Consider the following 22531-nt stretch of genomic DNA (forward strand, 5'->3'; position numbering starts at 1 on the left):
GTCGAAGCGGTCGGGCTCGGCGAAGACGCCCGGATCACGGTGCAGCACATAGGGACTGAGCACGATGGTGCTGCCCGCGCCAACCGGGTGGCCGCCCAGCGAGGTGTCCGAGGCGGTCGTGCGCGTGAGAATCCAGCCCGGCGGGTAGAGGCGCAGTGCCTCGGTCACCACGCGGCGCAGGTGGCCCTCCCGGTCGGCGGCGGCGCGCAGGCGGGCCTCCTCCTCGGGATGCGTGCCGAGCAGGTGCAGCGACCACGCCACGACCGAGGCCGTGGTCTCCGTTCCTCCCGTCAACAGAGCCAGGATCTGGTCGTGCAGCTCCTCGTCGGGCAGGTCGGCGGCGAGCAGGGAGGACACGACGTCGCCATGATCGGTGCCGGAGGCGCGGTAGCGGCTGATCACCTCGTCGATCGCCGAGCGCATTCGTTCACGCGCCTCCGTGAAGCGGCGGTTTCCCTTGGTGGGAATCGATTTCCAGAGACCGGTGGGGTCGAGCATGCGGTGGAAGATCCCTTGGAGCAGGATCGGCAGCGACCGCTGGATCTCGGTGACGGCGGGCCCGCCCAGCTCGGCGGAGAACAGGAAGCGCGCCGTGACCCGTGCGAACAGGGAGTCCAGCAGCGGCTTCGGCTCGATGCGCTGGCCGGGCCGCCACGAGGCGGTCAGGGCGTCGATCTCCTCGCGCACCACGGTGTTGTAGGCGGGCAGTCGACTCCGGTGGAAACCGGGCTGCACCAAGGAACGCTGCCGTTGGTGATCCGCCCAGACGCAGGTCGGCAGGCCGTCGCCGAAGACCTGGCGCGCCTTGTCGTAGAAGAAGCCGCCCTTGTCGAAGACCTCGGGATCGCGCAGCACCTCCCACGCGATGTCCCGGTGACAGACGAGAAAAGCGCGCTTCGGGCCGATCCGCAGCTCCACCACGTCGCCGTGGGCGCGCGAAGACGTGAGGAACTTCAACGGTCCGCGCGCGAGCGACAGCACGTGCCCCAGCCCCGGCACCGCTCCGGGAGCCCTGCCGAACGAGTAGCGAAGCATGCTGCTGGTCACGGTGCCGAGCCTCGTCTCACCGCCGAGCCCGGCACCAGAGCAGATGACCGCGTCCTATTAGGACTTCGCCTGAATCAGCGCCGGAACGGCACGCGCCGCGTCCACTCGGCGGAGCGGTCGGACCGCTGGCACGGCCAGGTGACGAGGACGGCATGTCCGGGCGTCAACGACAGAACGCTGTGGCCTCCCGGTCTAGCTGTGCCGCATCCAGAGGTTCGTCTCCTCGTAGCGCCCCGTGCCGCGCTCGCGGTCGATCTCCACCAGGTCGAGCGCGCCCGGCACGACGTAGCTGCCGGACTGCGGGAACGCCATCCCGGTCCAACGCTCCCACTCCGCGACCGTGCCCGGCACGACCATGGAGCGCGGCGCCGACGCGAGGACGGCGGCGCCGAGCCGTTGGTGCGTGCGAATCCACGGGTCGAGGTGCAGCCCGTCATCGCGGGTCCAGCCCATGAAGTCCCGCATCGGCGTCAACGGGTAGCGCGACTTCAACGTGGGTCGCACCGGCACGATCACCTTCCGCAGCCCGGCATCGGCCGCGCGCTCGCGCAGCGCCGTGAGCACCTTGCCCGCGAGGCCGGCCCCTGTGCGCCCCGGCAGCACGGTCGCGGCCATCACGCACAGCGTGTCCGGCTCGACCGACTCCTCGTGCTGGGCCACCGCCGTCACCAGCGCTCCGTCGTAGCCGTCGGGCAGCGTGGCCACCTCGCCGTCCCACCGCAGCGCCACCGCGGCGGCGTTCGCCAGCACCGCGCCGTCCTCCACGAGGAGCACGTCGTAGTCGGGGAAGTAGCGCTCGGCGGCGGCGCGGTGGAGGTTGGAGATCGGGTCGTGCAGCACGAACTCCGGCCAGTCCTGCCGCAATGCCTTCGCGGCGGCCTTCTTCAGGTCGAGGTGCTCGCTGGTGGTGACGATCTCCATGCGCGAATCCTAGGTCTGCGCGGTGGCACGGATCGGTCGCGTGAGCACTGCGCTGCGGCAGGTTTTCCCCGGCCACTGCACGACGTCGCGCCGTTCGAAACCCCACCGCTCGTACAGCGCAAGCCCCGGCCCTGGTGCGCGGGATCGACCGTCAGCTGGTTGAGCCACACCGTGCTCGGACGGCGCGCCACCGCGGTCATCTCCTGGAGTCCCTGCTCCGGCGGCAGGGTCAGCGTCATCGTCGCCACGATCGCGCCGTCCTCCAGCAACACCCACGAAGCACAGGCGCTCGCTCGCCGGCGCGGCACGGTCACGTCTTGATCGACTGCGGTGTGGTTCAGCCCCGCCGCGTCCAACGACTCGACCGCCGCAGTTCCCCCGGTCAGCGCGCCAGCATGATCGCGGACCAGAGCCCGAGGACGCGGCCCACTCGCCGCATACCGGGAACGCTGGAGCGCACTTCGGGCGCGTTGCTGATGAACACCGCCACCACGGCGAGCGCGGCGCCGGAACCGGACTGCTCCTCCCAGGAGGGCTGGTGAGAGCCAGAACGCTTGCGGTGCCACTCCGGCCCCATTCGGAAACAGCAGAAATCACAACAGGAAGAGAGCGCGGCCGGATCGCGGCCACGCTCTCTTCCCGACCCCAGAGGATCAGCAGGTGCGCCCGAGGTACCAGGCGTTCTTGAAGTCCGGCCAGGGACCGAGCCGCGTGATGCCCGGCTTGACGCACTTCTCGAAGTCCTTGTAGCCGGCGAGGTTGACGCGGTCCACCCAGATCATGACATTGGTGGGGCCGCAGTGGTTGTAGTAGCCGGTGGCCGTCCAGTCGGTGTACCAGCCGCAGTCCGCACTCGCGGCGGCCTCACCCTGCACGCTGGCGGGAGCCGCCGACGCCGGACCTGCCATCATTCCCATTGCCGCCGCGACGGCGGTCGCCGTCCCCGCGAGCGCGGTCATGCTCTTGCGCATTGTTCTCCAACTTTCCAGTGTGGTTGTCGACGTGGCGGCGACCTGTCAGCAGGTGCGCACGACGTACCACGCGTTCTCGTGGTACGGCCACTTCCCGAGGCGGGTGCCCCCAGGATCGGCGCACAGCTCGACGACCGGCGCTTTCCGGCGATTCACCCTGATCATGACGTGGCGCTCCCACGACAACGGCCAGGGAAGTTCCGACAATGGCACTTCCCTAGCACACGATCCCTCCGGGACTTCGAGAACTTCACGGCTATCGTGAATTTCTCGCGTTTCCGCGATTGCACGTGAATTGTCCGTGCGGTGCTCATCTAACACTGATCCGCGAACTTCACATATAGGACAAAGCTGGACAGCCCGGCGGGCTTCCGGGGCTCGTCCCGCACGCGGTCACGCTGCCGACACTGGCGCACTGGGGGGTTTGTGGTGGTTGAAGGCCCCAGGAGACGGGGTTGGGGTTACTTCACGAGGCGCAAATCCCGTGCTGGGGCGCAATCGTCACCGACGCCTTTTCATGGGACATCCGGCAGTGCGCGACCCCGCTAGCCTCACGCCATTTCCATGCAGCACGGCGTGAATGTGAACGTGAATGGACATCCGGGGTGACGAGGGGGCGGAGTGCTAGGAGTCGAGATCGAGGGGCGTCCACGGGAGGGCGGTGCGCCAGCCCGGGCGGTCGGCCACCCAGTCCTGGACCACGCGCACGACCTGTTCGAAGCCCCGGTCGTAGACGCTGCCCCACTCGGAGTCGCGCAGCACCAGTGCCTGGAAGTGCGCGGACGGCCCGCCTTCGCGGTACTCGACCTGGTAGCTGCCGAACCCGGGCTCGCCGTCCAAGGCCACCTGGACGTAGTGCTGCGCGTCGCTGGGAAGCCGTTCCACGACAACGAAGTTGGCGCGCAGGCTCATGTCGGCGAGCAGGTCGTGCAGCTGCTCGTCGGTGGGGTCGTCCACGGTCCGGCTGGCGTCGGTGGCACGAATGCGCGGGCTCGTCACAACGCGCGATCGTAGTTGGACTCAGGACGCGAGGCGGGTGAGAGGCCAAGCGCGGTCGACTACGGTGTCCGGGTGGAAGACGTCTTCTCCGACGACCGCGCGCTGACGGTGGCCGGCCTGGTCATCGAGGTGCACGCCGCCCTGGTGGCACGGCTGGACGCGGTCCACGCGGCGGCGGGGCTGGCCGGGACCGACTTCGACGTGCTGTTCCGGCTCGCCCGCTCCCCCGGCGAGCGGCTGCGGATGACCGACCTCGCCGCGCAGACGGGGCTGTCCAACAGCGGCATCACCCGCATCGTCGACCGTGTGGAGGGCAAGGGGCTCGCCGCGCGCCAGCCCAGCCCCGACGACCGGCGCAGCTCCGTCGTCCTGCTCACCGACGAGGGTCGCGCGCTGCTCGCCGAGCACGTGCCGATGCTCGCGCGCGCCATCGACGAGGCGTTCTACGGCGAGCTCGACGAGGACGCGCGCGAGCACCTGTTCGCCACGCTCACGACGGTGCGCAACATCCTCAACCCCAACGCTACCGCCGGGGCTTGATGGTGGAGAGGAAGTCCACCAGCGCGCGGGAGACTTCGCGGGGGCGTTCGGCGTGCGGGAGGTGGCCGACGCCGTCGAAGATCCGCACCTCGGCGTTGGGCATCGCGGCGGCCAAGCGCGAGGAGGCGGGCAGCGGCGTGACGCGGTCCTCGCGCCCCCACAGCACGAGCGTGCGCGTGCCGCGATCATCGACGCGGCGGTAGAGGTCGGCGGCGTCGTGGATCGGCATGGTGCGGATCGACGACAGCACGGCGCGCCGGAACCCGGGAACTCCCACGTAAGGCAGGAACTTCGAGTGCAACGCGTCGACAACGGCGCGGTCGTCGGAGTACGCGGGCAGCCGCGACAGCAACAAGCGCTTGCCGATCACTCCGGTCAGCAGCTCACCGAACGGCCGCCGCTGCATCAGCCGCACTCCGGCGGACAACCGCACTCCGAAACCGTCCGGCGCCAAGTACGTCACGCTCGCGACCCGCGAGGGGAACTTGTCGGCGAAGTCGGCGGCGACGAGCGCGCCCGAGGCCAACGACACCAGATGAACGGGTCCTGAAGAACCGAGCGCGTCGAGCAGTTCGGCCAGCTGCCGCCGGTGCAGCGCGGTGTCGTAGACGACGCGCGGAGCAGCCGAGGACCCACGGCCGAGCAGGTCGTAGCGGATCGCGCGAAACCCTGACGCCGCAACGGAATCGGCGAGGCCGTCCCACACGAAGAGCGGGAGCGTCGCACCCGGGACGAACACCACGGGGGCACCGGTGTCCGGTCCGTCGACGCGGTGGTGGGTTCGACCCGAAGGCAGGGCGAGGAACTGGTCGGGTAAGGCGATCATCCGGTTTCCTCAGGTAGCAGTGGCGCCAGGGCGGCCATGACGTCGCGCCAGCCTTGAGCGCTCTCGGGACCGGCGGCGGCGAAGGCGGCTTCGAGCTGGTCGAGCTGCGGCCGGGTCGCGGAGCGCTCCAGCGCGCGGCCCTTCGCCGTGGCGGTCAGCACGCGTTCGCGGGCGCTGTGCGGGGCGGTGTCCCGGCGCACGAGCCCACCGCGCTCCAGGTCGGCGAGCGGCCGGTGCAGGGCCTGCCGGGAGATGCCGAGCACTCCGGCGAGCTGGCCGACGCCGATCCCCGGGCGGCGGCAGATCAGGTAGAGCACGCGGTGGTGCACGCGGCCGAGCCCGCTCTCGCCGAGGACGGCGTCGGCGGTGTCGGTGAACCCGCGCCACCCGAGGAAGAACAGCGCGATGTCGCGCTCGCGCACCGTCCGCTCAGACATGTCAACATTATTGATACATTTTTCGGGAGAGCGCAAGGGCGATCGCGCACACCACGGCTGACAGCAGGAGCGCGGGCGCCGCGCCGAGGGGCAGCGCGCTGCCCATGGCCGCGACGCCGAGCGTGGCCCCGGACTGCCGAGCCGCGTTGAGCACTCCCCCGGCAGCGCCCGCGGTCCCCTCCGGCGCGGCGTTGACTACAGCCGTCACCAAGGCGGGTAGCACCAACGCCACGCCGAGGCCCGTGACCGCCAAACCCAGCGACAGCGCTCCTGCGCTCAGCGCGACACCGCCCGCCGTCAGCAGCACCATGCCCACGAGGATCGGCGGGCGCGGGCCGTAGCGCGCGACGATGCGGCCGGTCAGCGGCGGGATGAGCGCGAACGGCAGCGTCAGCGGCAGGAACACGATGCCAGCCGCCAAGCCGTGATCTTGACGCAGCAGCAACGGGATCACGAACAGGCAGCCGTTGAGCGCGAAGTTCACCGCGCCGCCGACGAGCAACCCCGCGCGCACTTCACCACTGCGCAGGAGCACCGGGTTGAGCACGGGCGCCGAACTGCGCTTCTCCAAGCGCACGAACACGAACCCGGCGAGCACCGTCGCTGCCCCTGACAGCACCGCGTGAAGAGGAGAACCGATGGCGACGAGCGCGTCGGTCGTCAGCGCGAGCACCGCGCACGCCGCCGCCTGCGCGGCCCAGTCGATCCGGCGATCACCGCGCGGGCACCGAAGCTCCGGCCCGGCCGTCATACCGAGCACCACCACCGTGATCGGCACGTTGACCAGGAAGATCGCGGGCCAGCCAGCGAGGTCGACGAGCGCGCCGCCGATGATCGGCCCAGCCGCCACGGCGGCACCGCTGATGGCCGCCCACGTCGCGACGGCGCGGGTCCGCTCCGCCGGGATCGGGTACAGGCGCGCGATCATCGCCAACGACGCGGGCACGCAAGCCGCAGCGGCAACGCCGAGCACGACGCGCAGCACGACCAGCAAGCTCAGCGTCGGCGCGAAGGACGACAGCAGCGAGCCGACCCCAAAAACAGTGACGCCAGCGCGGAAAACCCGGTCAGCGCCATAGCGGTCGGCAACCGCGCCCGCGGAGAGCAGCAGCGCGCCGAACGCCACCGTGTAGCCGGTGGTGACCCACTGCAAGCCGGAGATCGAGGTGCGCAGCGACTCGGCCAGGTCGGGCTCGGCGACCGAGAGCACGGTCATGTCCAGCAACACCATGAAGTACGCGAGCGAGATGCCCAGCAGCCGCGTTCGCGATGATCGAAGAACTGTCACAGGCCCACTGTCGAGCGCTCGGCTGGCCCGCTCCACCGGTGAACCCGTACCGTCCATTCGGGAATTCCGAACGCTCACGGAGGAGGATGAGGGCATGGAACTGCGCCAACTCCGGACCTTCGAGGCCGTCGTGCGCCACCGCACGGTGACCGACGCCGCGAACGCGCTCGGCATGGCACCCTCCAGTGTCTCCGAACAGATCCGGTCCTTGGAGACCTCGCTCGGCGTCGCGCTCTTCGAACGGACAGCGCGCGGGATGCGGCTCACCGACGCGGGCGAGCGGTTGCTGAGCTGGTCGGGCCGCCTGTTGGAGCAGGCTGAGCAGGCGCGCCGCGACGTGACCGGCGAGCAACGAGAACTCCGGCTTGGCGCCCTGGAAACCATCGCCGCCGTCTACGTGCCTCGCGTGCTGGCCAGGCTCGCCGAACGCCACCCCGACACCCGCGTGGACGTGCGCCCGACTGTCCGCCGCGACGAACTGCTCTCCGACGTGGCCGCCGGGCGACTGGAGGCAGCCCTCCTGCTGGACACCGGAGAAGCCTTGGGGCAGTTGGGTTTCACCGCGCCACCGCTGACCTTCCTCGACATCGATACGGTGCCGCTGGTGCTCGTCGCGGCTGCTGGGCACCGGCTGGTCGGCCGAGCGCGGGTGACGCGCGAGGACCTCGCGGGCGAGCGGCTGCTGACCAACGTGCCAGGCTGTTCCTTCCTGATGGCCGCCGACAAGATCATTGGTGCTGGTCCGGAGCGCGTGCGTGCCGGCGGGGTCTCCGTGATGCGCGCGTGGGCCGAGCAGGGGCTGGGCGTCGCGCTGCTGCCCGAGTTCGCCGTGTCGGCCGCGGTGGAGTCCGGGACGCTCGCCGCGCTGCCGTTCTTCGCGCCAACGCTGAGCCTCCGACTGGTGTGGCGGGACGATCGCGAGGACGTTCCCGGGCTCCGCGACGTCCTCTACGCGGCGAGCGCGTGAGTTGACCAGGGGCGAGCCACCGCGCACAGTGACGCGCATGAACCGGGCCCTCGTGGTGCTGACCTGCGGCGCGTACTTCACGCTGGCCATTGGCGCGCTCGCGTCCGGGGAAGCGCTCGAAGCGGTCCCGCTCGGCGCCCTGTTCACCCTCCTGGCCACCGTGGGCTTCGCGTGGGTGCGGCGCAAGGGCCAGCTCGCGTGGTCGATCCCGTACATGCTCGTCGCGCTGCCGTTGGCCTTCGCGGTCTTCTCGATCGACCCCGGCGTGGGCGCGACGTTGTTCTTCGTGGTCCTGGTGAGCCAGAGCGTCCTCGTGCTCCCCGTTCCGGCGACGGCGCTGCTCGTGGCGGGAATTCCCTTCGCGCACGCGGGAATGCCGTGGGCTGAGGCCTTGCGCGAGGGCTTCGGCCTGCTGGCGTCCGTGCTCTTCGCGGCCGTCATCACCACGTTGCTGCTGCGCGAACAGCGGGCGCGCGCGGAACTTGCCGTGGCGCACAAGCGTTTGCGCGACTACGCCGCCCAGGCGGAACGGCTCGCGACGGTTCAGGAGCGCAACCGCGTCGCGCGCGACATCCACGACGGCCTCGGGCATTCGCTGACCGTGATCCAGATGCAGGTCAAGGCGGCGCGCGCGGTGCTGCCGACCGACTCCGCCAAGGCCGACGACGTGCTGGCCAAGGCGCAGAACCAGGCCGAATCGGCGTTGGGCGAAGTGCGGCGCTCGGTGAGCACGCTGCGCGAACCGCGTTCGATGCCGCCGCTCCCGGAAGCTCTGCGCGCGCTGGCTGAGGAGAACGCGGCGACCGGAGTGCCCACCGAGCTGACGGTGTCCGGCGCTGAACGAGACCTCGGCGACGACGCACGGGAAGCGCTGTTCCGGGCCGCCCAGGAAGGGCTGACCAACGTCCGCAAGCACGCTCGCGCCGAGTCGGCCGATGTCGTGTTGGAGTACGCGGAAAGCGTTGTGCGCGTTGAGGTTCGCGATGACGGAACGGGCGCGTCCGACGACGGTTCGCCCGGCTTCGGCCTGTTGGGGCTGCGCGAGCGGGCGGAGCACCTGGGCGGCCGGGTGGACCTGCGCTCCGAGCCGGGGCGGGGCAGCACGCTGAGCATGGAGGTTCCTGGATGAGTCCGGTGCGCGTGCTGCTCGTCGACGACCAAGCGCTCTTCCGCGAGGCGTTGGCGACGCTGCTGGCCACGCAGGACGGCATCGAGGTCGTCGGCGAGGCGGGCGACGGCGACGAGGCGCTGCGCCGGGTCGCCGAGCTGGGGCCCGACGTGGTGCTGATGGACCTGCGCATGCCCGTGCTCGACGGCGTCGCGGCCACCCGCAGGCTGCGCGTGGAGCACCCGGCCGTCCAGGTCATCGCCTTGACGACCTTCGACGACGACGAGGACGTGTTCGCCGCGCTGCGCGCCGGGGCGCTCGGCTACCTGCTCAAGGACGTCTCGTCGACCCGCCTCGTCGAGGCGGTCCAAGCCGCCGCGCGCGGCGAATCCGTGCTCCAGCCCTCGGTCGCGGCCAAGGTCGTCGCGCGCTTCGCCCAGCTCTCCGAGCCCACCGCGCCGCAGCCGCAGCCGCTGGTCGTGCCGCTGTCCGAGCGCGAGCTGGAGGTGTTGCGGCTGCTTGCGAACGGTCAGAGCAACCGCGAGATCGCCACCGCGCTCTACCTCGCGGAGGGCACGGTGAAGAACCACGTGACCAACGTGCTCTCCAAGCTCGGCGCGCGCGACCGCACCCAGGCCGCCCTGCGCGCCCGCGCGCTCAACCTGCTGTGACCCCCGGGTCATGCCACGGCATGACCTGAGCGCATGACCTCCGGCACAGGTCAGAACGGCCGCTGACGGCGACTCTTGTCGTCATCAGCAACCCGCCGCACCGGAGGCCGAGATGACCACCACCGAGACCACCACCCGCACGAACGGGGCCAAGCTCGCCCGCTTCGTCGGGCACTACGTCGAGATGATCGCCGCGATGATCATCGGCATGATCGCGCTCGCCCCGGTCTGGCCCGACGTGTTGACGGCCCGCCCGGACGCGAACGCGCTCATCATGGCCACCAACATGACCGTGGTGATGGCGCTGTGGATGCGCCTGCGCGGTCATTCCTGGCCGAGGACGCTGGAGATGTCCGCCGTCATGTACGTGCCGTTCGTGATCATGTTGGTGCCGTACTGGCTGGGCCTGCTCTCCGGCTCCGCGCTGATGATCATCGGCCACGTCGTCATGTTCCCGCTGATGCTCGTCGCCATGTTGTGGCGCCGCAGCGACTACTGGCACTGAGGGGTCACTGTGCGAACCTTCCTCCGCCGCGCGGGCCTCGCGCTCGCCGCACTGATCGCCGTCCTGCTCGTCCCCGGCGTGTCGGCCGCCGTCTCCGTCACCTCCGCGTTCGGCTCCCACTACGCTCCCGGCCCGGCTCGGGCCGTTCCCGCCGCCGCGCCGAAGCCGCACGATCCGGCCAAGCCGACCGCTGTCGTCGTGGTGGGCAACCTCGGCGCCGCCGCCTCGGACGTCCTTGCCCCGTACGAAATTCTCGCCGCGACCGGCCGCTACAACGTCTACACCGCCGCGCCGAAGCGGGAGCCTGTCCCGCTGACCGGCGGCCTCGACCTGATCCCCGATGTCACCCTCGACGACCCCGTGGCGCGCACGCCCGATCTGATCATCGTGCCCGCCGTGCCGGACGTCAGCCAGCCCACCACCGCTCCCATCACCGACTGGCTGCGCGTGCAGTCCGCGCGTGGAGCGCAGATGGTCAGCATCTGCAACGGCGCGGGCCTGCTCGCCTCCGCCGGACTGCTCGACGGGCGGCCCGCCACCGCGCACTGGCTACGGCTGGGCACGTTCGAATCGCGCTACCCCAACGTGAAGTGGGTGCACAACGAGCGCTACGTCGATGACGGCACCGTCATCAGCACGGCCGGAATCCTCTCCGGCATCGACGGGACGCTGCACATGGTCGAGCGCCAGTTCGGTGCTGCCACCGCCGACGCGGCAGCGGCTGCCATCGGGTGGCGCCACTTCCGGAACAGCCCTCCCGTGTCCACCGGGCTCGGATTTCCCGACAGCGTGGCGATCTTCAACGGTGGCTACCGGTGGAACCCGGCGAGCGTCGGCGTGCTGCTCACCGACGGAGTCGGCGAGACCGAGCTGGCTTCGGTGTTCGACGGGCACAGCCACGCGCTGTCCACTCGCACAATTGCGTTGAGCACCAACGGAAACGCGGTCCGCTCGAAGCACGGCATGGTCTTCCTGCCGCGTGCTGACCACGCGAGCGCGGCGTCCGGGCTGGACCGCCTGATCGTGCCCGGCTCGGCTCGCGGAGTGGTCGCCGCTGGCGGTCCCGCGCCCGTGTACGTGCACGACGGCACCGGTTTCCCGTTCGACGGGGCGCTGCGCGACCTCGCTCGGACCACCGACATCGCGACCGCGCGGTGGACGGCGAAGACGCTCGAACTGCCCATGGCGGGTCTCGTGCTCGAAGGCTCGGCTTGGCCGTGGGTGCCGACGCTGCTGCCCTTCGCGCTCATCCTGCTCGGCGTGGGAGTCCTGGTCGGAGTTCGGCGCCTGCGGCGGGCCGCCCCTTAGGGTGTTGAACGTGGTCACACAACGAGACATCGAAGTCGGCGACGGTCGTGTCGTGCGCACCTACGACACCGGCGGCGAAGGCCCGGTCGTGGTGTGGCACCCGGGTTCTCCGACCACCGGCGCCCTCTTCGCTCCGCTGCCGGAGATCGCGGCGGAGCACGGTGTGCGCATGGTGTCCTACGCGCGCCCGAGCTACGCCAGCTCGACACCGCATCCCGGGCGCGCGGTCGCCTCCGCCGCCGCAGACGTGGAGCGAATCGTTGACGCACTGGGCATCGAGCGCTTCGCCACGATGGGGTACTCCGGTGGTGGACCGCACGCATTCGCTTGCGCCGCAGTCCTTTCGGAGCGCGTGACAGCTGCGGCTGGGCTGGCGAGCTTGGCTCCCTACAACGGCGAAGAGGCGTGGTTCTCCGGCATGGTCGCCGAAGAGGGCCTGCGTTCCGCGCTCAAGGGCCGCGCCGCGCGAGCCGCCTACGCGGAGGTAGAGGAGTTCGACCCCGACATCTTCACCGCGGCGGACTGGGCGGCTTTGTCGGGAGCGTGGGCGGAGTTGGGCGCCGACGCCGGGCAGGCCGGAGCCGCCGGGCACGACGGCCTGGTCGACGACGACGTGGCCTTCGCCGAGCCGTGGGGCTTCGACCTCAAGGCCGTGTCCGCGCCGGTGCTGCTCGTGCAGGGCGCCGACGACCGCGTCGTCCCGCCCGCGCACGCCGACCTGCTCGCCCGCGAACTGCCTGGGGCGGAGCTGTGGGCGCGGCCCGGGGAAGGCCACGTCTCGGTGCTCAACGCGTGCTCCGCCGCGACGGCGTGGCTGCTGGCCAACGCTCGCCACTGATACGGAAACCCGATCACCCTTCACGTGGTGATCCGGGGGCGCGGTCGGCGGGGCTCGGCGGGCTCGTATTGTGCAGGTGTGCGACAAGATCAACACGGCGTGCCGCTGACCGCGGCCTCCTCCGCCGCCGTCGAGGAACTGGACCGCGCGGTCGACTCGCTGCTGCACTTCCGCTCGGACGTCGGGGACCTCGCGGCGCGCGTCGTCGCCGAGGACCCGGTGCTGCCGCTGGGCAACGCCATGCGCGTGCACCTGGCCGTGCTGAGCACCGACCCCGCGCACGTCCCCGTGGTCGCCGACGAGTTCGCCAAGTTCCTCAGCGTGGTCGACCTCGCCGAGCTGACCGAGGGCGAGCGGATGCACCTCACCGCCGCCTCGCACCTGCTGGACGGCGACCTCGTGAGCGCCGCGCGGGTGCTGACCGGGATCTGCACGGCGCAGCCGCGCGATGCGATGGCGCTCGCGTTCGGCCACCAGATCGACTTCCTGATGGGTGACGCCGTGTCGTTGCGCGACCGCATCGGCGGCGCCATGCACGCGTGGGGCGAGTCCGACCCGCACTTCGCCAACCTGCTCGGCATGTACGCCTTCGGCCTGGAGGAGTGCGGGCACTGGGACCAGGCCGAGCAGGCGGGGCTGCGCGCGATGTCGCTCGACCCCGCCGACGTGTGGAGCATCCACGCCGTCGGGCACGCCCACGAGATGCGCGCGCGGTTCTCCTCCGGCATCGAGCTGTTCGACCGGCGGCGTCCGGACTGGGACAGCGACAACCTGCTGCGCGTGCACATCTGGTGGCACTACTGCCTCTTCCTGCTGGAGAGCGGTCAGCCCGAGCGCGCGCTGGAGATCTACGACACCAAGCTCGCGCCTAGCGAGGCCGACACCATCCGCGACGCCGTCAACGCCGCGAGCCTGCTGTGGCGGCTGCACTTGGACGGCGTGCACCACGAATCCCGCTGGCAGGAGCTCGCACGTACCTGGCCACCGCGGATGAAGATCCCGTTCAGCGCCTTCAACGACATGCACGCGGTCATGTCCTACGTCGGCGCGGGCGACGATCTCGCCGCTGAGCAACTGATCGCCGAGCGCAAGCGCTACCTGGTCGACGCCCCCGAGAACGTCTCCAACGCCGCGATGACCGCGCGCGTCGGCCTACCGGTGTGCGAGGCGCTGCTGGCCTTCGGACGCGGTCGCTACGACGAGGCCGTCGACCACCTGTGGCCCGTGCGGCGGCGCGTGCACGAGTTCGGCGGCAGTCACGCGCAACGCGATGTCGTGCAGCGGACGCTCGTCGAAGCCGCCGTGCGCGCCGGGCGAACCGACCAAGCGCACGTGCTCGTGAGCGAGCGGATCAGCCTCCGCCCCGACAGCCCCTACAACCACCTCAAGCTCACCCAACTCCGCACCGCTTGACCTCGCCCCCCGCGCGCACGCCAAAACCCGTTTCGTACTCAAGGCGGCGTTTGGGAGCGCTCTATTTCCCGCTATGAGTACGAAACGGGTGGGCCTAGACCACCGCGAGGCGCGTTGAGGGGATGCGGGCGGTGGAGCGCACGGACCCATGCTAGACGGCGGGTGGCGTGGGGGTCACGTCGTGTGGAGGTGGTGGTGTTCGTGGTAGGTGGTGAGCTCGGCGAGGGGGACGGTCCGGGCGTGCTCGCCGAGGGGCCAAGCGCGGTAGCGGTCCGCTGAGCGGTGCTTCGGGGAGCGGTTGCCGAGGTGGTGCAGCACGGCGGCGGAGTCCTGGATCTCCTTGACGGCGTAGAGGTGGCCGTCCCAGACCGCCCGCGTGCTCAGCGTGCGATCGCCATGTCGGCCGAAGCGGGGTGGGCGCACGGGCAGAGGCGCGCCGCGCCAGCGCCACAACATGAAGTGCTGGTCCTCGTGGATCTCCTGCCAGTCAAGGAGTTCTGCGACCGGCGCGTCGGTCACCCAGAAGTCGCGGTCGAGCCGCGAGAACGTGGAGGGACCGGTCGTGCCCCCTGCCTCGTCGCAGATGAAGATCAGGTGCGCCACGCCGTCGACGATGTGGTTCACCATGCAGAAACACCCTTGGTAGCGAACGAAAGTCTGCACGGAGTCGATGCGTGAGCACTCCGCCGCGCGCACGGTCAGCTCCCACACGTCGTGCTCGGCGCGCTTGGTGAAGCGATCGTCGCCGGGATCGGAGTGGTGGAACAGCCGCACTGTCCCGTCCGCCAACACATTGGTGGACCTGGCGGTCATGTCACCGTAAGTCGCGTAGTGGCCCTTGCACACGGCGTTCACCCTGGCACGCGTTCGCTCCGCGTCGGCCAAGCGGACCTGTGCTTCCGGTCATTTCCCGGCGGGCACCCGGAAACGGGACGCGCCGAGGCACTGGCGGCAGGGCGGCCCGGACGGTTCGGCCATCGGCAGCGGTTCGACGACGTGCCCGCACAGCGCGGCGTAGCTGCCGAGCCCCTGCCCCTCGTGGAAGGCCGTGTCGCTCACCCGGTGCTCGCGGCGGTCCCTGCCGCAGGTGATCGGGTTGGCGTACACGACGGGCGGCGTCCTCTCGTGGCGAGGCGGCGGGACCGGGCGGGAGGCGCGACGTGCTCCGCGCACGTCCACCACCGCGGCGGCGGCGACCGCTGCCAGCGGGAGGAGCGTCCACAGCGCGGCGTCCTGCATCGTGCTCCGTTCGGAGTGGTCGCCCGGCGGCGTCGCGAGTTGGGGGAGTTGACGCCGCCGGGCCGACCGGATACCCCGTGCGCGGTCCGGGGCTGGTCGGGTGGTCTTGGGTGTGCCTCTCGGCTACGGCACCGCGGCGTTGATGCCGGGGCCGGGGGTGAGGATGCGGGCCGGGTCGTAGAGCTTCTTGGCGCGCACGACGTCCTCCCAGGTGTCGCCGTAGTGCTCGCGCCACTCCTCGGGGCCGTACTGCTGGCCGCCGATCGGGTAGGCCTTGCCGCCGAGCGCGCGCACCTTCTCCATCCAGGCCTTGTTGCGCGCGAGCATCTTCTCGACGTAGTCGGGGCCCGAGTCGGTCGACGAGGCGTTGAGCACGTCGAAGAGCCAGATCAGGCCGTCCGGGTCCTGCGCGGGCATCCGCAGGCGCGGACGGCGGAAGGAGCCCGCCCGGTGCGGGAACACCAGCACGAAGCCCTTCCCGTCCGGCAGCGACCAGTCCTCGTCGGTCATCAGGGCGAAGGTCTCGGCGGAGAAGGCCTCGATGTGCTCATCGCCGAGGAAGATGTCGAACCACGGCTTGTGCCGCTCGTCCCAGCCGTCGTCGATGCGCCACTGGTGCATCATCTTCGAGTACTTCTCGCACAGGGAGACGTAGTCCAGCCGCTCCTCCTGCACCGGCCCCTGCGGGTCGAGGCCGTCGAGCAGGCCCTCCGGCGTCGACTCGCCCTCGTACTCGTAGTGGGCGAGGTGCACCAGGAAGGTGGGGACCGGCGCGATCGCCCCCGGCGGCGCGATGATGCAGTAGATCTCGTCGACCTGGCCGCGGGAGACGACCTCGCGCATGGCGCGGAACGCCGCGGCGGGCTCGACGTAGGGCAGCACCCAGGACCGCGTTCCGGTGGGCACCGGGGCGACCTTCAGCTCGGCCCTGGTGATCACGCCGACCTGGCCGACGCCGCCGAGCACCGCGTCGAAGAGGTCGGGCAGCTCGGTCTCCGAGGCCCACTCGATCTCGCCGCTGCCGGTGACGACCTGGACGCGCGAGACGGAGTCGATCTGCGCGCCGAAGCGGTAGCCGGGGCCGATGCCGCCCGCGCTGAGGGTGCCGCCGACGGTGATCGGCAGGTAGCCGGTGAGGCCGCCGGTGAAGCGCGTGCCGTGCCCGGCGAGCGCGGAGACCAGGTCCGACCAGAGCACGCCGCCGTCGACGTCGGCTGTCGTCGGCCCGCACTCGTGCACGGTGTTGAGCGTGGTGACGTCGATGGCGATGCCTCCTTCGACGAGTCGCTGGCCCTGCGTCATGTGCCCGGTGCCCTGCGGCGCGACCGGAATCCGGTGGTCGTGGCAGAACCTGATCACCTTCGCGACATCCGCCGCGGTGCGCGGGCGCAGCACCGCGGCGGGGCGACGAGTGACGATCCGGCCAAGATCGCGCGATGCCTCTGCCAGGGCCTCACCGTCGAAGAGGAGCTCACCTTCGACCTCGGGCAGCGCTATCGCGCCGCTGTCGGCCTCGGTCGTCCAGTCGCGGGAGGAGGGGTCCCAGAACAAAGGCTGCTGCGTCATTGGATCTCCGGATGTCGCCTCGGTTTCGCGGCAACGATGCTCCGAACACGCTGCGTGCGCATCCGTGTACGCCACACGACTCGCGCCCACGCGCACGTACGTGATCGGATACCCACACACCGAGCACACGTACGTGTGGCCCGTCGGCTGGCTGGACGGGCTGCCCCAGGTACAGACTGCGGGCCTCGACGGCATGACGGGACGGATGTGGAACTAGCTGGCGTGGGGCTGACCAGTCTGGTCGGCCGGGACGAGCTGCTGGACGCGCTCGCGGCCTCGGTGCGCGCGGGCGCGCGGTTGACGAGCTTGTCCGGTGCGGGCGGTGTCGGCAAGACCCGGCTCGCACTGGCGCTGCTCGGGAAGGTCGCGGGCCACTTCGACATGGCCGCCGTCGTGCACCTGGCCGATCTCGATCCCAGCGAGGACGCCGTCACCGCCGTCGGCCAGTCGATCGTGGCCGCGCTGGGCGTCACCGACCACCAGTCGCAGCGCCGCCCGGTGGAGGTGCTGCTCGAACGCCTCCAGGACCAGCGGGTGCTGCTGGTGCTGGACAACGCCGAGCACATGCTGGACCCGGTCGCCGACGTGGTGATCGCCCTGCTGACCGAGGCGCCGGGGCTGAGCGTGGTCGTCACCACCCGGCACCGCCTCGACCTGCCGCCGGAGCGCGTGATCGCCGTGCCCCCGGTGACGATCCCCGGCGTGGGCGCCTCACCGGAGGAGGCGCGCGGCAGCCAGGCGCTGTCCCTGCTGCTGGAGCGCGCGGGCGATGCGGGCTTCCCCACCGTCACCGAGGGCAGCGCCGCTTGGGAGGCCGTGGTGGAGCTCGCGCGGTGGTCCGGCGGGCTGCCGCTGGTCATCGAGCTGATCGCGGCGCAGATGGGCGTGCTCGGGCCGGAGAAGACCCTGCAACGGCTGGACGGCGGGCGGCTGCTCACCACCACCGCGCGCCGGGCCCAGCCGCACCACCGCACGCTCACCAAGGCGCTGGACATCTCCTGGGCCCTGTGCACCCCCGCGCAGCGGCTGCTGTGGGCGCGGCTGGCGGTGTTCTCCGGCGGCTTCGACCTGGAGGCCGCCGAGGAGGTCTGCGGCCGGGGGGACAGCTCCGACGTGCTCTCCCCGCTGGGCGAGCTGGTGCGGCACTCCGTCGTCGTCGTCACCGGCGACGGCCGCTACCACCAGCTCCAGCCGCTGCGCGAGTACGGGCTGCGCCACCTCGACGCCTTCGGTGAGACCGACGAGCTGCGCGCGCGGCACTGCGACTGGGTGCGCCGCCTGGTCGCGACCGCCGCCGCGGAGTGGTTCGGCCCCGACGAGCTGGAGTGGCTGGCGCGCCTGCACCGCGAGGTGCCCAACATCCGCTCAGCGGTCGGCTGGTGCGTCGCCGCGAGGACCGAGGCCGCGGTGGAGACCGGTCTGGCGATCGTCTCCGACGTGATGCGGTCGCGGGTGCAGTTCTTCGCCGCGTTGCAGAGCACCATCTGCGGATGGATGAGCGACCTGCTCGCGCTGCGGCTGACCGACGACGAGCCACCGGCGACGCCGACCCGGCTGGGCGCGCACGCCGCGCTCGGCTTCACCTACATCGCGATCGGCGACAAGGAGCGCGGCGAGCGCCACCTCGCGCTGTGCCGGGCGGTCGCCGTCGGGCTCGGCGCGGACGCCGCTCCCCCGCTGCGTTTCCTGGAGGGTTGCCACCGCGCGCTGAACCTCGGCGAGCCCTCCGGGCTGCCCCTGCTGCGCGAGGCCCGTGATGACTTCAGGGCTGCGGGCGCGCTCGCCGACGGGCAGATGGCCGGGTTGATGCTCGCCGTGAGCGCCGGCCTGATGGGGCCAGCCGACATCGCCGACGAGGCCGCCGCCGACTGCCTGGAGGACGCCGAGCGGCACGGCGCGCCGTGGGCCCGCACCTGGGCGCTGTGGGTGCAGGGGCTGCCCGCGCTCACCGCGCCGCGCTACGTGCTGCACGAGTGCCTGCCCGCCCAGATCGCGATGGGTGACCGGTGGGGAACGACGTGGACGGTCCAGGCGGGCGCGTGGTGGCGGGCCAGGATCGGCCAGTCCGAGGACGCGGCCCGGCTGCTCGGCGGCTGCGTCGGCATGCAGGAGCGGCACGGCGTCGGCCTCGGCGGGCTGCCGCCCTTCAAACGGCAGCGCGAGCAGGCGGAGCGGCGGATCGTCGCGGCGATCGGCGAGGCGGCCTTCCGCTCGGCCTTCATCGACGGCACGGAGCTGACCACCGAGGAGGTCTACGAGCTGGCGCTGCGGCCCGTCGGCGTTCCCGGCGCGGTCATGCCCGCCGCCAACGCCGCCGAGCTGACCACGGCGGAGCGGAGGGTGGCGGCGCTGGTCTCCGGCGGGCTGAGCAACGGCCAGATCGCCGAGGAGCTGCACGTGTCGAAGCGGACCGTGGAGACCCACGTCGGCCGGATCTTCGGCAAGCTGCACCTCACCAACCGCGCGCAGCTCGCCGCCTGGTACCTCGGCCGCTCCGGTGAGGAGCAGTCCACATAGGATTTCCGCGTGGACACCGACATGAGCAGGTCCGTCGTGCTCTTCCAGTTCGCGTCGGGGGAACAGCCCCTGATGGCGGACGCGCCCGCGCGCGAGGACGACTTCCTCCAGCAGGCGTGGGCGCAGGTCTCCCGCGAGCACTCCGCCGAGGCCTCGGCCATCACCCGCATCCACAGCGAGTGGCAGTTCTCCCCCGCCGACGAGCACTTCGTCCGCACGACGTTCCCGAACGTCACCGACGTGAACTTCAACTTCGCGCGGCCGGGGGCCGACGGCTGGGAGGAGGCGATCGCGCAGGCGCGCGCGGTCGTCGAGCAGTTCCACCGCGAGCAGGAGCAGCAGCAGCGCGGCGAGCGCGTGCTGCTGCCCGTCCTGCGCAGCGGTGGCACCGAGACCTCGATCGCCCAGCCGTTCTGGGAACTGGTGCCCGGCGCGCTCTTCGCCACCCTCGCCAGGGTCGGCCCGACCCCGCACGGCACGATCGGCATGGAGCACGTCGTGCCCGCGCAGATCGCCGACGAGGCCGAGTTCGACCGGCTCGCCCGTGAGGCGCTCGGCAACCTGGTGCAGGACCTGGAGATCGGCTCGACGGCTCCCCCCGGAGAGCCCGGCGGGATGCTCGAACTCAAGCACCCCAGCGGTTTCGTCACCTCCCTCGTCGTCGAGCCGAACTTCCACGCGCGGATGTCGGAGATCATCGGCGCGCGCGAGCTGGTCGTGGCGATGCCGTGCGCGGACGTCATGTACGTCGCCGGCGCGGACTCGGAGTGGCGGGCCCGGTTCGAGGAGATGGTCCTCGCCTCCACCCACGACCCGTACCCGCTCGCGCCGACCCTGCTGCTGATGGACGGCACCGGCACCCAGGTACTCGCCCAGCAGACCGGCTGAGCCCGTCACCGCGCGTGCGCCAGCGTCCGCTCCTCGGTCACCGCTGGCGCGCTCGTGTCCTCGCCGGACTCGGTCGCCTGCACCAGGCGGCCCTTCCACGACCGCTGCCCGCGCGCGTCCAACCAGAACGAGCAGCACAGCAGGTACAGGAAAGCCAGCACCATCAACGGGTGCAGGAACGCGTCCGGCCACACGCGATCGCCGGAGGTGCGCGCCGTGACGACGCGGCTGAACACGGCGAGCAGGTACCCGCAGAGCCCGATCGCGGAGCCGGAGAGCGCGGCCAGCGGCGGCAGCAGGTACACCACGCCCAGCAGCACTCCGATGACCGCCATCACCAGCCGCGACTCCATCACGCCGACGCACAGGTGCTTGCTGTAGCCCTTCTTGATCTCCTGCCAGGACGTGTACAGCCTGCCGCGCGCGACCTCCGAGGCCTCTGCCAGCACGAGCCGCCCGCCGGAGCGCGCGAACGCCATGCCCAGCGCGGCGTCCTCGCTGACCGCCTTGCTGACACCCGCGTAGCCGCCGCAGCGGCGGTAGGCCTCGCGGTCGAAGACGTGCAGCCAGCCCTCCAGCGCGCCGATCTTGGGGCCGCGGTCGCTCTGGATCAGGCGCAGCGGCAGGAAAGCCGTCCACAGCCACGCCACGGCGGGCTGGACCAAGCGCTCAGCGCAGGTCACCGCGACCTGCTTGATGTGCGCCGACAACAGGCCGCCCTCGTGCTCGCGCAACGCCGTCACCAGTCCGGCCACCGCCGTGGGCCCCAGCTCCACGTCGGCGTCGACGAAGACGAAGACCTGCGACCCGGGATCGGCGTTCTCGGCGAGCAGGTGGCACCCGCGCGTCTTTCCCTGCCAGCCCGGCGGCAGCTCCCCGCCCGAGAGCACGCGCACCCGGGGATCGCCCGCCGCGACCGCGAGCACCACGTCGGCGGTGCCGTCGGTGGACTCGTCGTCGAAGACCAGTACCTCCATCCTGGGCACGTTGCGCTGGTCCAGCAGGGAGCGGATCAGCGGTGAGATCCGCAGCGCCTCGTTGCGGGCGGGGATCAGCACCGAGACCAGCTCGGTGACCACCGGTGGGTTCGCGCGCAGCTTGCGGCGGCCCCAGATGCTGTTGACCAGGGCGTTCAGCGCGAACACCGCGCACAGCACGGTCGCGACCAGCGTCAGGTCGGCGAGGATCTCAGTCATCTCACTGCCTCTCAGCGACGAGCGGGCGGGGTGCTGGGGCGAGCTGGTCCGCCCGTGCTTCCCAGCGGGCGCAGAGCGCGGACACGGCGAACGCGACGGCGAGCCCGGCGAAGGCGTCGCTGACGTAGTGGAAGCGGTTGTAGGCGATGGACACCGTGAGCAGGCAGACGAAGGGCAGCAGGACCAGGAAGGCCTTGCGGTGGCCGAAGTGCCGCACGGCGAGCAGCGAGGCCCACGCGATGCCCACGTGGCCGGACGGGAAGGCCGAGCCCAGCGGGTCGCCGACCATCATCGTCTGGATCATGTCGGTGAAGAGGTAGCCGTCGAGCCCGCCGCCGACGAAGTGCGGAACCGTGTGCATCGGCCCGAGCACCGGGAACAGCACGAACCCGACGTAGGTCGCGGTCGCCGCGAGCATGATGCGGAAAATGAAGCGCTCCGCCTTCCGGCGTTCACCTCGGAACAACAACACCACGGCCGGAAGCACCATCAGCGGGTACAGCAGCGAGTAGCCGAACATCATCACTTCGGTCAGCACCGGATTCGCGATGCTGTCGAAGAAGAGGTTCGGGTGTCCGCCGAAGACCGCCGCCTCGAAGGCGTTGACCTCGGCGTCGAGGAAACGGCCGTGCAGAACGAGCACATAGCGCTCGATCACCCGGTACAGGAAGATCGTCAGCGAGAGCGGGTAGAGCAGCCACAGGTACTGGGCGAGCGCGCTGCGCGGGAAGCGCCGCACCAGCAGCGAGGCGACCGCCCACCCCGCAAACCCGCCCGCCAGGGCCACGACCAGCTCGAACGGCTTCGTCACCCGCTCCAAGCCGAGCACGGCCACGCAGGCGACGAACGCCATGTAGCCGAACACGAGCCGGTCGACCGGCCGCAGCCTCCCGTCGGCGCCACCCTGCGCGACGAGACCGTCACGAATGAGATTCATGGCCACTTCTCCAGCTCCACCGGAACTCCCCGACCGCAATGCCCGCTTCAATTCGCGAATTGCTTGAATGCGGCAGACCCTAGAACAGGCCAACACAATGGGACAAGTTGCCGCGAACGGCAAATAATTCGAATCAGCCCGAATATGAGCAAGCAACCCCTGAGGGGAATGAGTACGAGTACTCACCGGCCTCAGGGGCATCCCTGACACCGACCTGGCCGAATCCCGCTCCCAGCGCCGGAACAGCGGCGATGGCGGCGTTACCCCCTAGGGGACCCTGGTCTTTCCTTCTCGCTGCCGGTGAGGATGCGCAGGGCCTCCAGCGCGGCCTCCCTGCGCTCCGGAGCGC

Annotated in this window: 26 protein-coding genes; 11 read left to right on the top strand and 15 right to left on the bottom strand. The window is 70.9% G+C overall.

What is annotated here, in order from left to right; all coding sequences use genetic code 11:
- The 3 genes from CCN37_RS22795 to CCN37_RS42415 form a co-directional block, all read right to left on the bottom strand.
- The coding region (locus CCN37_RS22795; RefSeq protein ID WP_086824427.1) for a cytochrome P450 at nt 1–1047 on the bottom strand (1047 nt) is incomplete at its 3' end.
- Between the two features lie 192 nt (nt 1048–1239).
- Nucleotides 1240–1968 (bottom strand): hypothetical protein, encoded by a 729-nt coding sequence (locus CCN37_RS22800; protein ID WP_086824428.1) that lies wholly within the window; start codon nt 1966–1968, stop codon nt 1240–1242.
- A complete protein-coding gene (locus CCN37_RS42415; RefSeq protein ID WP_371504795.1) occupies nt 1932–2207 on the bottom strand; it encodes a hypothetical protein in 276 nt (91 codons plus the stop codon). The genes CCN37_RS22800 and CCN37_RS42415 overlap by 37 nt, the downstream gene beginning before the upstream one ends.
- Here CCN37_RS42415 and CCN37_RS41625 point away from each other — a divergent pair.
- Nucleotides 2128–2289, top strand: coding sequence for a hypothetical protein (locus tag CCN37_RS41625; RefSeq protein ID WP_246843232.1), 162 nt, complete (start codon nt 2128–2130; stop codon nt 2287–2289). The genes CCN37_RS42415 and CCN37_RS41625 overlap by 80 nt on opposite strands.
- 61 nt (nt 2290–2350) lie before the next feature.
- Here the strand turns inward: CCN37_RS41625 and CCN37_RS40070 are convergent, their stop codons facing one another.
- From CCN37_RS40070 to CCN37_RS22815, 4 genes are all read right to left on the bottom strand, one after another.
- Nucleotides 2351–2545, bottom strand: a complete 195-nt coding sequence (locus CCN37_RS40070; RefSeq protein ID WP_086824430.1) for a hypothetical protein — start codon at nt 2543–2545, stop codon at nt 2351–2353.
- 76 nt (nt 2546–2621) lie between these two features.
- Nucleotides 2622–2939 (bottom strand): DUF6355 family natural product biosynthesis protein, encoded by a 318-nt coding sequence (locus CCN37_RS22810; protein ID WP_086824432.1) that lies wholly within the window; start codon nt 2937–2939, stop codon nt 2622–2624.
- Between the two features lie 45 nt (nt 2940–2984).
- Nucleotides 2985–3104 carry a DUF6355 family natural product biosynthesis protein gene (locus CCN37_RS41630; RefSeq protein WP_246843233.1) on the bottom strand — a complete coding sequence of 40 codons (120 nt, stop codon included), beginning with the start codon at nt 3102–3104 and terminating at the stop codon, nt 2985–2987.
- Nucleotides 3105–3563: 459 nt separating this feature from the next.
- Entirely contained in the window at nt 3564–3938 is a 375-nt protein-coding gene (locus tag CCN37_RS22815) for a hypothetical protein (RefSeq protein WP_086824434.1), read from the bottom strand.
- Between the two features lie 72 nt (nt 3939–4010).
- Here CCN37_RS22815 and CCN37_RS22820 point away from each other — a divergent pair, with 72 nt between their 5' ends.
- Complete coding sequence (locus CCN37_RS22820) at nt 4011–4478, top strand: MarR family winged helix-turn-helix transcriptional regulator (RefSeq protein ID WP_086824436.1); 468 nt, start codon at nt 4011–4013, stop codon at nt 4476–4478.
- Here the strand turns inward: CCN37_RS22820 and CCN37_RS22825 are convergent.
- From CCN37_RS22825 to CCN37_RS22835, 3 genes are read right to left on the bottom strand one after another with little or no spacing between them, the layout of a single operon-like run.
- A complete protein-coding gene (locus CCN37_RS22825; protein ID WP_086824437.1) occupies nt 4462–5304 on the bottom strand; it encodes an alpha/beta fold hydrolase in 843 nt (280 codons plus the stop codon). The genes CCN37_RS22820 and CCN37_RS22825 overlap by 17 nt on opposite strands.
- Nucleotides 5301–5741: a MarR family winged helix-turn-helix transcriptional regulator gene (locus tag CCN37_RS22830; RefSeq protein WP_086824438.1), complete on the bottom strand. Its 441-nt coding sequence runs from the start codon at nt 5739–5741 to the stop codon at nt 5301–5303. Before CCN37_RS22830 ends, CCN37_RS22825 begins: the two co-directional genes overlap by 4 nt.
- Before the next feature lie 7 nt (nt 5742–5748).
- Nucleotides 5749–7029 carry an MFS transporter gene (locus CCN37_RS22835; protein WP_246843234.1) on the bottom strand — a complete coding sequence of 427 codons (1281 nt, stop codon included), beginning with the start codon at nt 7027–7029 and terminating at the stop codon, nt 5749–5751.
- A gap of 94 nt (nt 7030–7123) precedes the next feature.
- On the opposite strand from CCN37_RS22835, the gene CCN37_RS22840 reads away from it, so the two are divergent.
- From CCN37_RS22840 to CCN37_RS22870, 7 genes are all read left to right on the top strand, one after another.
- Entirely contained in the window at nt 7124–7996 is an 873-nt protein-coding gene (locus CCN37_RS22840; RefSeq protein ID WP_086824442.1) for a LysR family transcriptional regulator, read from the top strand.
- A gap of 37 nt (nt 7997–8033) precedes the next feature.
- Complete coding sequence (locus CCN37_RS22845) at nt 8034–9125, top strand: sensor histidine kinase (protein WP_086824444.1); 1092 nt, start codon at nt 8034–8036, stop codon at nt 9123–9125.
- On the top strand, nt 9122–9775 hold the full coding sequence (locus tag CCN37_RS22850; RefSeq protein ID WP_086824447.1) for a response regulator transcription factor: 654 nt from the start codon (nt 9122–9124) through the stop codon (nt 9773–9775). The genes CCN37_RS22845 and CCN37_RS22850 overlap by 4 nt, the downstream gene beginning before the upstream one ends.
- A gap of 112 nt (nt 9776–9887) precedes the next feature.
- Complete coding sequence (locus tag CCN37_RS22855) at nt 9888–10280, top strand: hypothetical protein (protein WP_086824449.1); 393 nt, start codon at nt 9888–9890, stop codon at nt 10278–10280.
- Between the two features lie 9 nt (nt 10281–10289).
- Nucleotides 10290–11588 (top strand): GlxA family transcriptional regulator, encoded by a 1299-nt coding sequence (locus CCN37_RS22860; RefSeq protein WP_086824452.1) that lies wholly within the window; start codon nt 10290–10292, stop codon nt 11586–11588.
- Between the two features lie 10 nt (nt 11589–11598).
- Nucleotides 11599–12426 (top strand): alpha/beta fold hydrolase, encoded by an 828-nt coding sequence (locus CCN37_RS22865; RefSeq protein ID WP_086824472.1) that lies wholly within the window; start codon nt 11599–11601, stop codon nt 12424–12426.
- Nucleotides 12427–12504: 78 nt separating this feature from the next.
- Nucleotides 12505–13839: a tetratricopeptide repeat protein gene (locus CCN37_RS22870; protein WP_143261754.1), complete on the top strand. Its 1335-nt coding sequence runs from the start codon at nt 12505–12507 to the stop codon at nt 13837–13839.
- A gap of 174 nt (nt 13840–14013) precedes the next feature.
- On the opposite strand, the gene CCN37_RS22875 is transcribed toward CCN37_RS22870, so the two are convergent.
- From CCN37_RS22875 to CCN37_RS22885, 3 genes are all read right to left on the bottom strand, one after another.
- Nucleotides 14014–14652, bottom strand: coding sequence for a hypothetical protein (locus tag CCN37_RS22875; RefSeq protein WP_143261755.1), 639 nt, complete (start codon nt 14650–14652; stop codon nt 14014–14016).
- 90 nt (nt 14653–14742) lie between these two features.
- Entirely contained in the window at nt 14743–15078 is a 336-nt protein-coding gene (locus CCN37_RS22880) for a hypothetical protein (RefSeq protein WP_086824460.1), read from the bottom strand.
- A 123-nt stretch (nt 15079–15201) separates the two neighbouring features.
- On the bottom strand, nt 15202–16644 hold the full coding sequence (locus CCN37_RS22885; RefSeq protein WP_168200807.1) for an FAD-binding protein: 1443 nt from the start codon (nt 16642–16644) through the stop codon (nt 15202–15204).
- Between the two features lie 222 nt (nt 16645–16866).
- On the opposite strand from CCN37_RS22885, the gene CCN37_RS22890 reads away from it, so the two are divergent.
- Nucleotides 16867–19161 (top strand): LuxR C-terminal-related transcriptional regulator, encoded by a 2295-nt coding sequence (locus CCN37_RS22890; RefSeq protein ID WP_168200808.1) that lies wholly within the window; start codon nt 16867–16869, stop codon nt 19159–19161.
- A 9-nt stretch (nt 19162–19170) separates the two neighbouring features.
- Nucleotides 19171–20049 carry a hypothetical protein gene (locus tag CCN37_RS22895; RefSeq protein ID WP_086824466.1) on the top strand — a complete coding sequence of 293 codons (879 nt, stop codon included), beginning with the start codon at nt 19171–19173 and terminating at the stop codon, nt 20047–20049.
- Between the two features lie 5 nt (nt 20050–20054).
- On the opposite strand, the gene CCN37_RS22900 is transcribed toward CCN37_RS22895, so the two are convergent.
- Nucleotides 20055–21245 carry a glycosyltransferase family 2 protein gene (locus CCN37_RS22900; RefSeq protein ID WP_086824468.1) on the bottom strand — a complete coding sequence of 397 codons (1191 nt, stop codon included), beginning with the start codon at nt 21243–21245 and terminating at the stop codon, nt 20055–20057.
- A gap of 1 nt (nt 21246) precedes the next feature.
- Nucleotides 21247–22182 carry a phosphatase PAP2 family protein gene (locus CCN37_RS22905; protein ID WP_168200809.1) on the bottom strand — a complete coding sequence of 312 codons (936 nt, stop codon included), beginning with the start codon at nt 22180–22182 and terminating at the stop codon, nt 21247–21249.
- Between the last annotated feature and the right edge of the window lie 349 nt (nt 22183–22531).

It is taken from the genome of Allokutzneria sp. NRRL B-24872, from assembly GCF_002155965.1.
GTDB lineage: Bacteria > Actinomycetota > Actinomycetes > Mycobacteriales > Pseudonocardiaceae > Allokutzneria.

Bases quoted from the DNA above. Each gene is read 5' to 3' on its own strand.
- CCN37_RS22800 (WP_086824428.1), bottom strand. From the start codon at position 1,968: ATGGAGATCGTCACCACCAGCGAGCACCTCGACCTGAAGAAGGCCGCC.
- CCN37_RS42415 (WP_371504795.1), bottom strand. From the start codon at position 2,207: ATGACGCTGACCCTGCCGCCGGAGCAGGGACTCCAGGAGATGACCGCG.
- CCN37_RS40070 (WP_086824430.1), bottom strand. From the start codon at position 2,545: ATGGGGCCGGAGTGGCACCGCAAGCGTTCTGGCTCTCACCAGCCCTCC.
- CCN37_RS22810 (WP_086824432.1), bottom strand. From the start codon at position 2,939: ATGCGCAAGAGCATGACCGCGCTCGCGGGGACGGCGACCGCCGTCGCG.
- CCN37_RS41630 (WP_246843233.1), bottom strand. From the start codon at position 3,104: ATGATCAGGGTGAATCGCCGGAAAGCGCCGGTCGTCGAGCTGTGCGCC.
- CCN37_RS22825 (WP_086824437.1), bottom strand. From the start codon at position 5,304: ATGATCGCCTTACCCGACCAGTTCCTCGCCCTGCCTTCGGGTCGAACC.
- CCN37_RS22830 (WP_086824438.1), bottom strand. From the start codon at position 5,741: ATGTCTGAGCGGACGGTGCGCGAGCGCGACATCGCGCTGTTCTTCCTC.
- CCN37_RS22840 (WP_086824442.1), top strand. From the start codon at position 7,124: ATGGAACTGCGCCAACTCCGGACCTTCGAGGCCGTCGTGCGCCACCGC.
- CCN37_RS22845 (WP_086824444.1), top strand. From the start codon at position 8,034: ATGAACCGGGCCCTCGTGGTGCTGACCTGCGGCGCGTACTTCACGCTG.
- CCN37_RS22850 (WP_086824447.1), top strand. From the start codon at position 9,122: ATGAGTCCGGTGCGCGTGCTGCTCGTCGACGACCAAGCGCTCTTCCGC.
- CCN37_RS22855 (WP_086824449.1), top strand. From the start codon at position 9,888: ATGACCACCACCGAGACCACCACCCGCACGAACGGGGCCAAGCTCGCC.
- CCN37_RS22875 (WP_143261755.1), bottom strand. From the start codon at position 14,652: ATGACCGCCAGGTCCACCAATGTGTTGGCGGACGGGACAGTGCGGCTG.
- CCN37_RS22880 (WP_086824460.1), bottom strand. From the start codon at position 15,078: ATGCAGGACGCCGCGCTGTGGACGCTCCTCCCGCTGGCAGCGGTCGCC.
- CCN37_RS22885 (WP_168200807.1), bottom strand. From the start codon at position 16,644: ATGACGCAGCAGCCTTTGTTCTGGGACCCCTCCTCCCGCGACTGGACG.
- CCN37_RS22900 (WP_086824468.1), bottom strand. From the start codon at position 21,245: ATGACTGAGATCCTCGCCGACCTGACGCTGGTCGCGACCGTGCTGTGC.
- CCN37_RS22905 (WP_168200809.1), bottom strand. From the start codon at position 22,182: ATGAATCTCATTCGTGACGGTCTCGTCGCGCAGGGTGGCGCCGACGGG.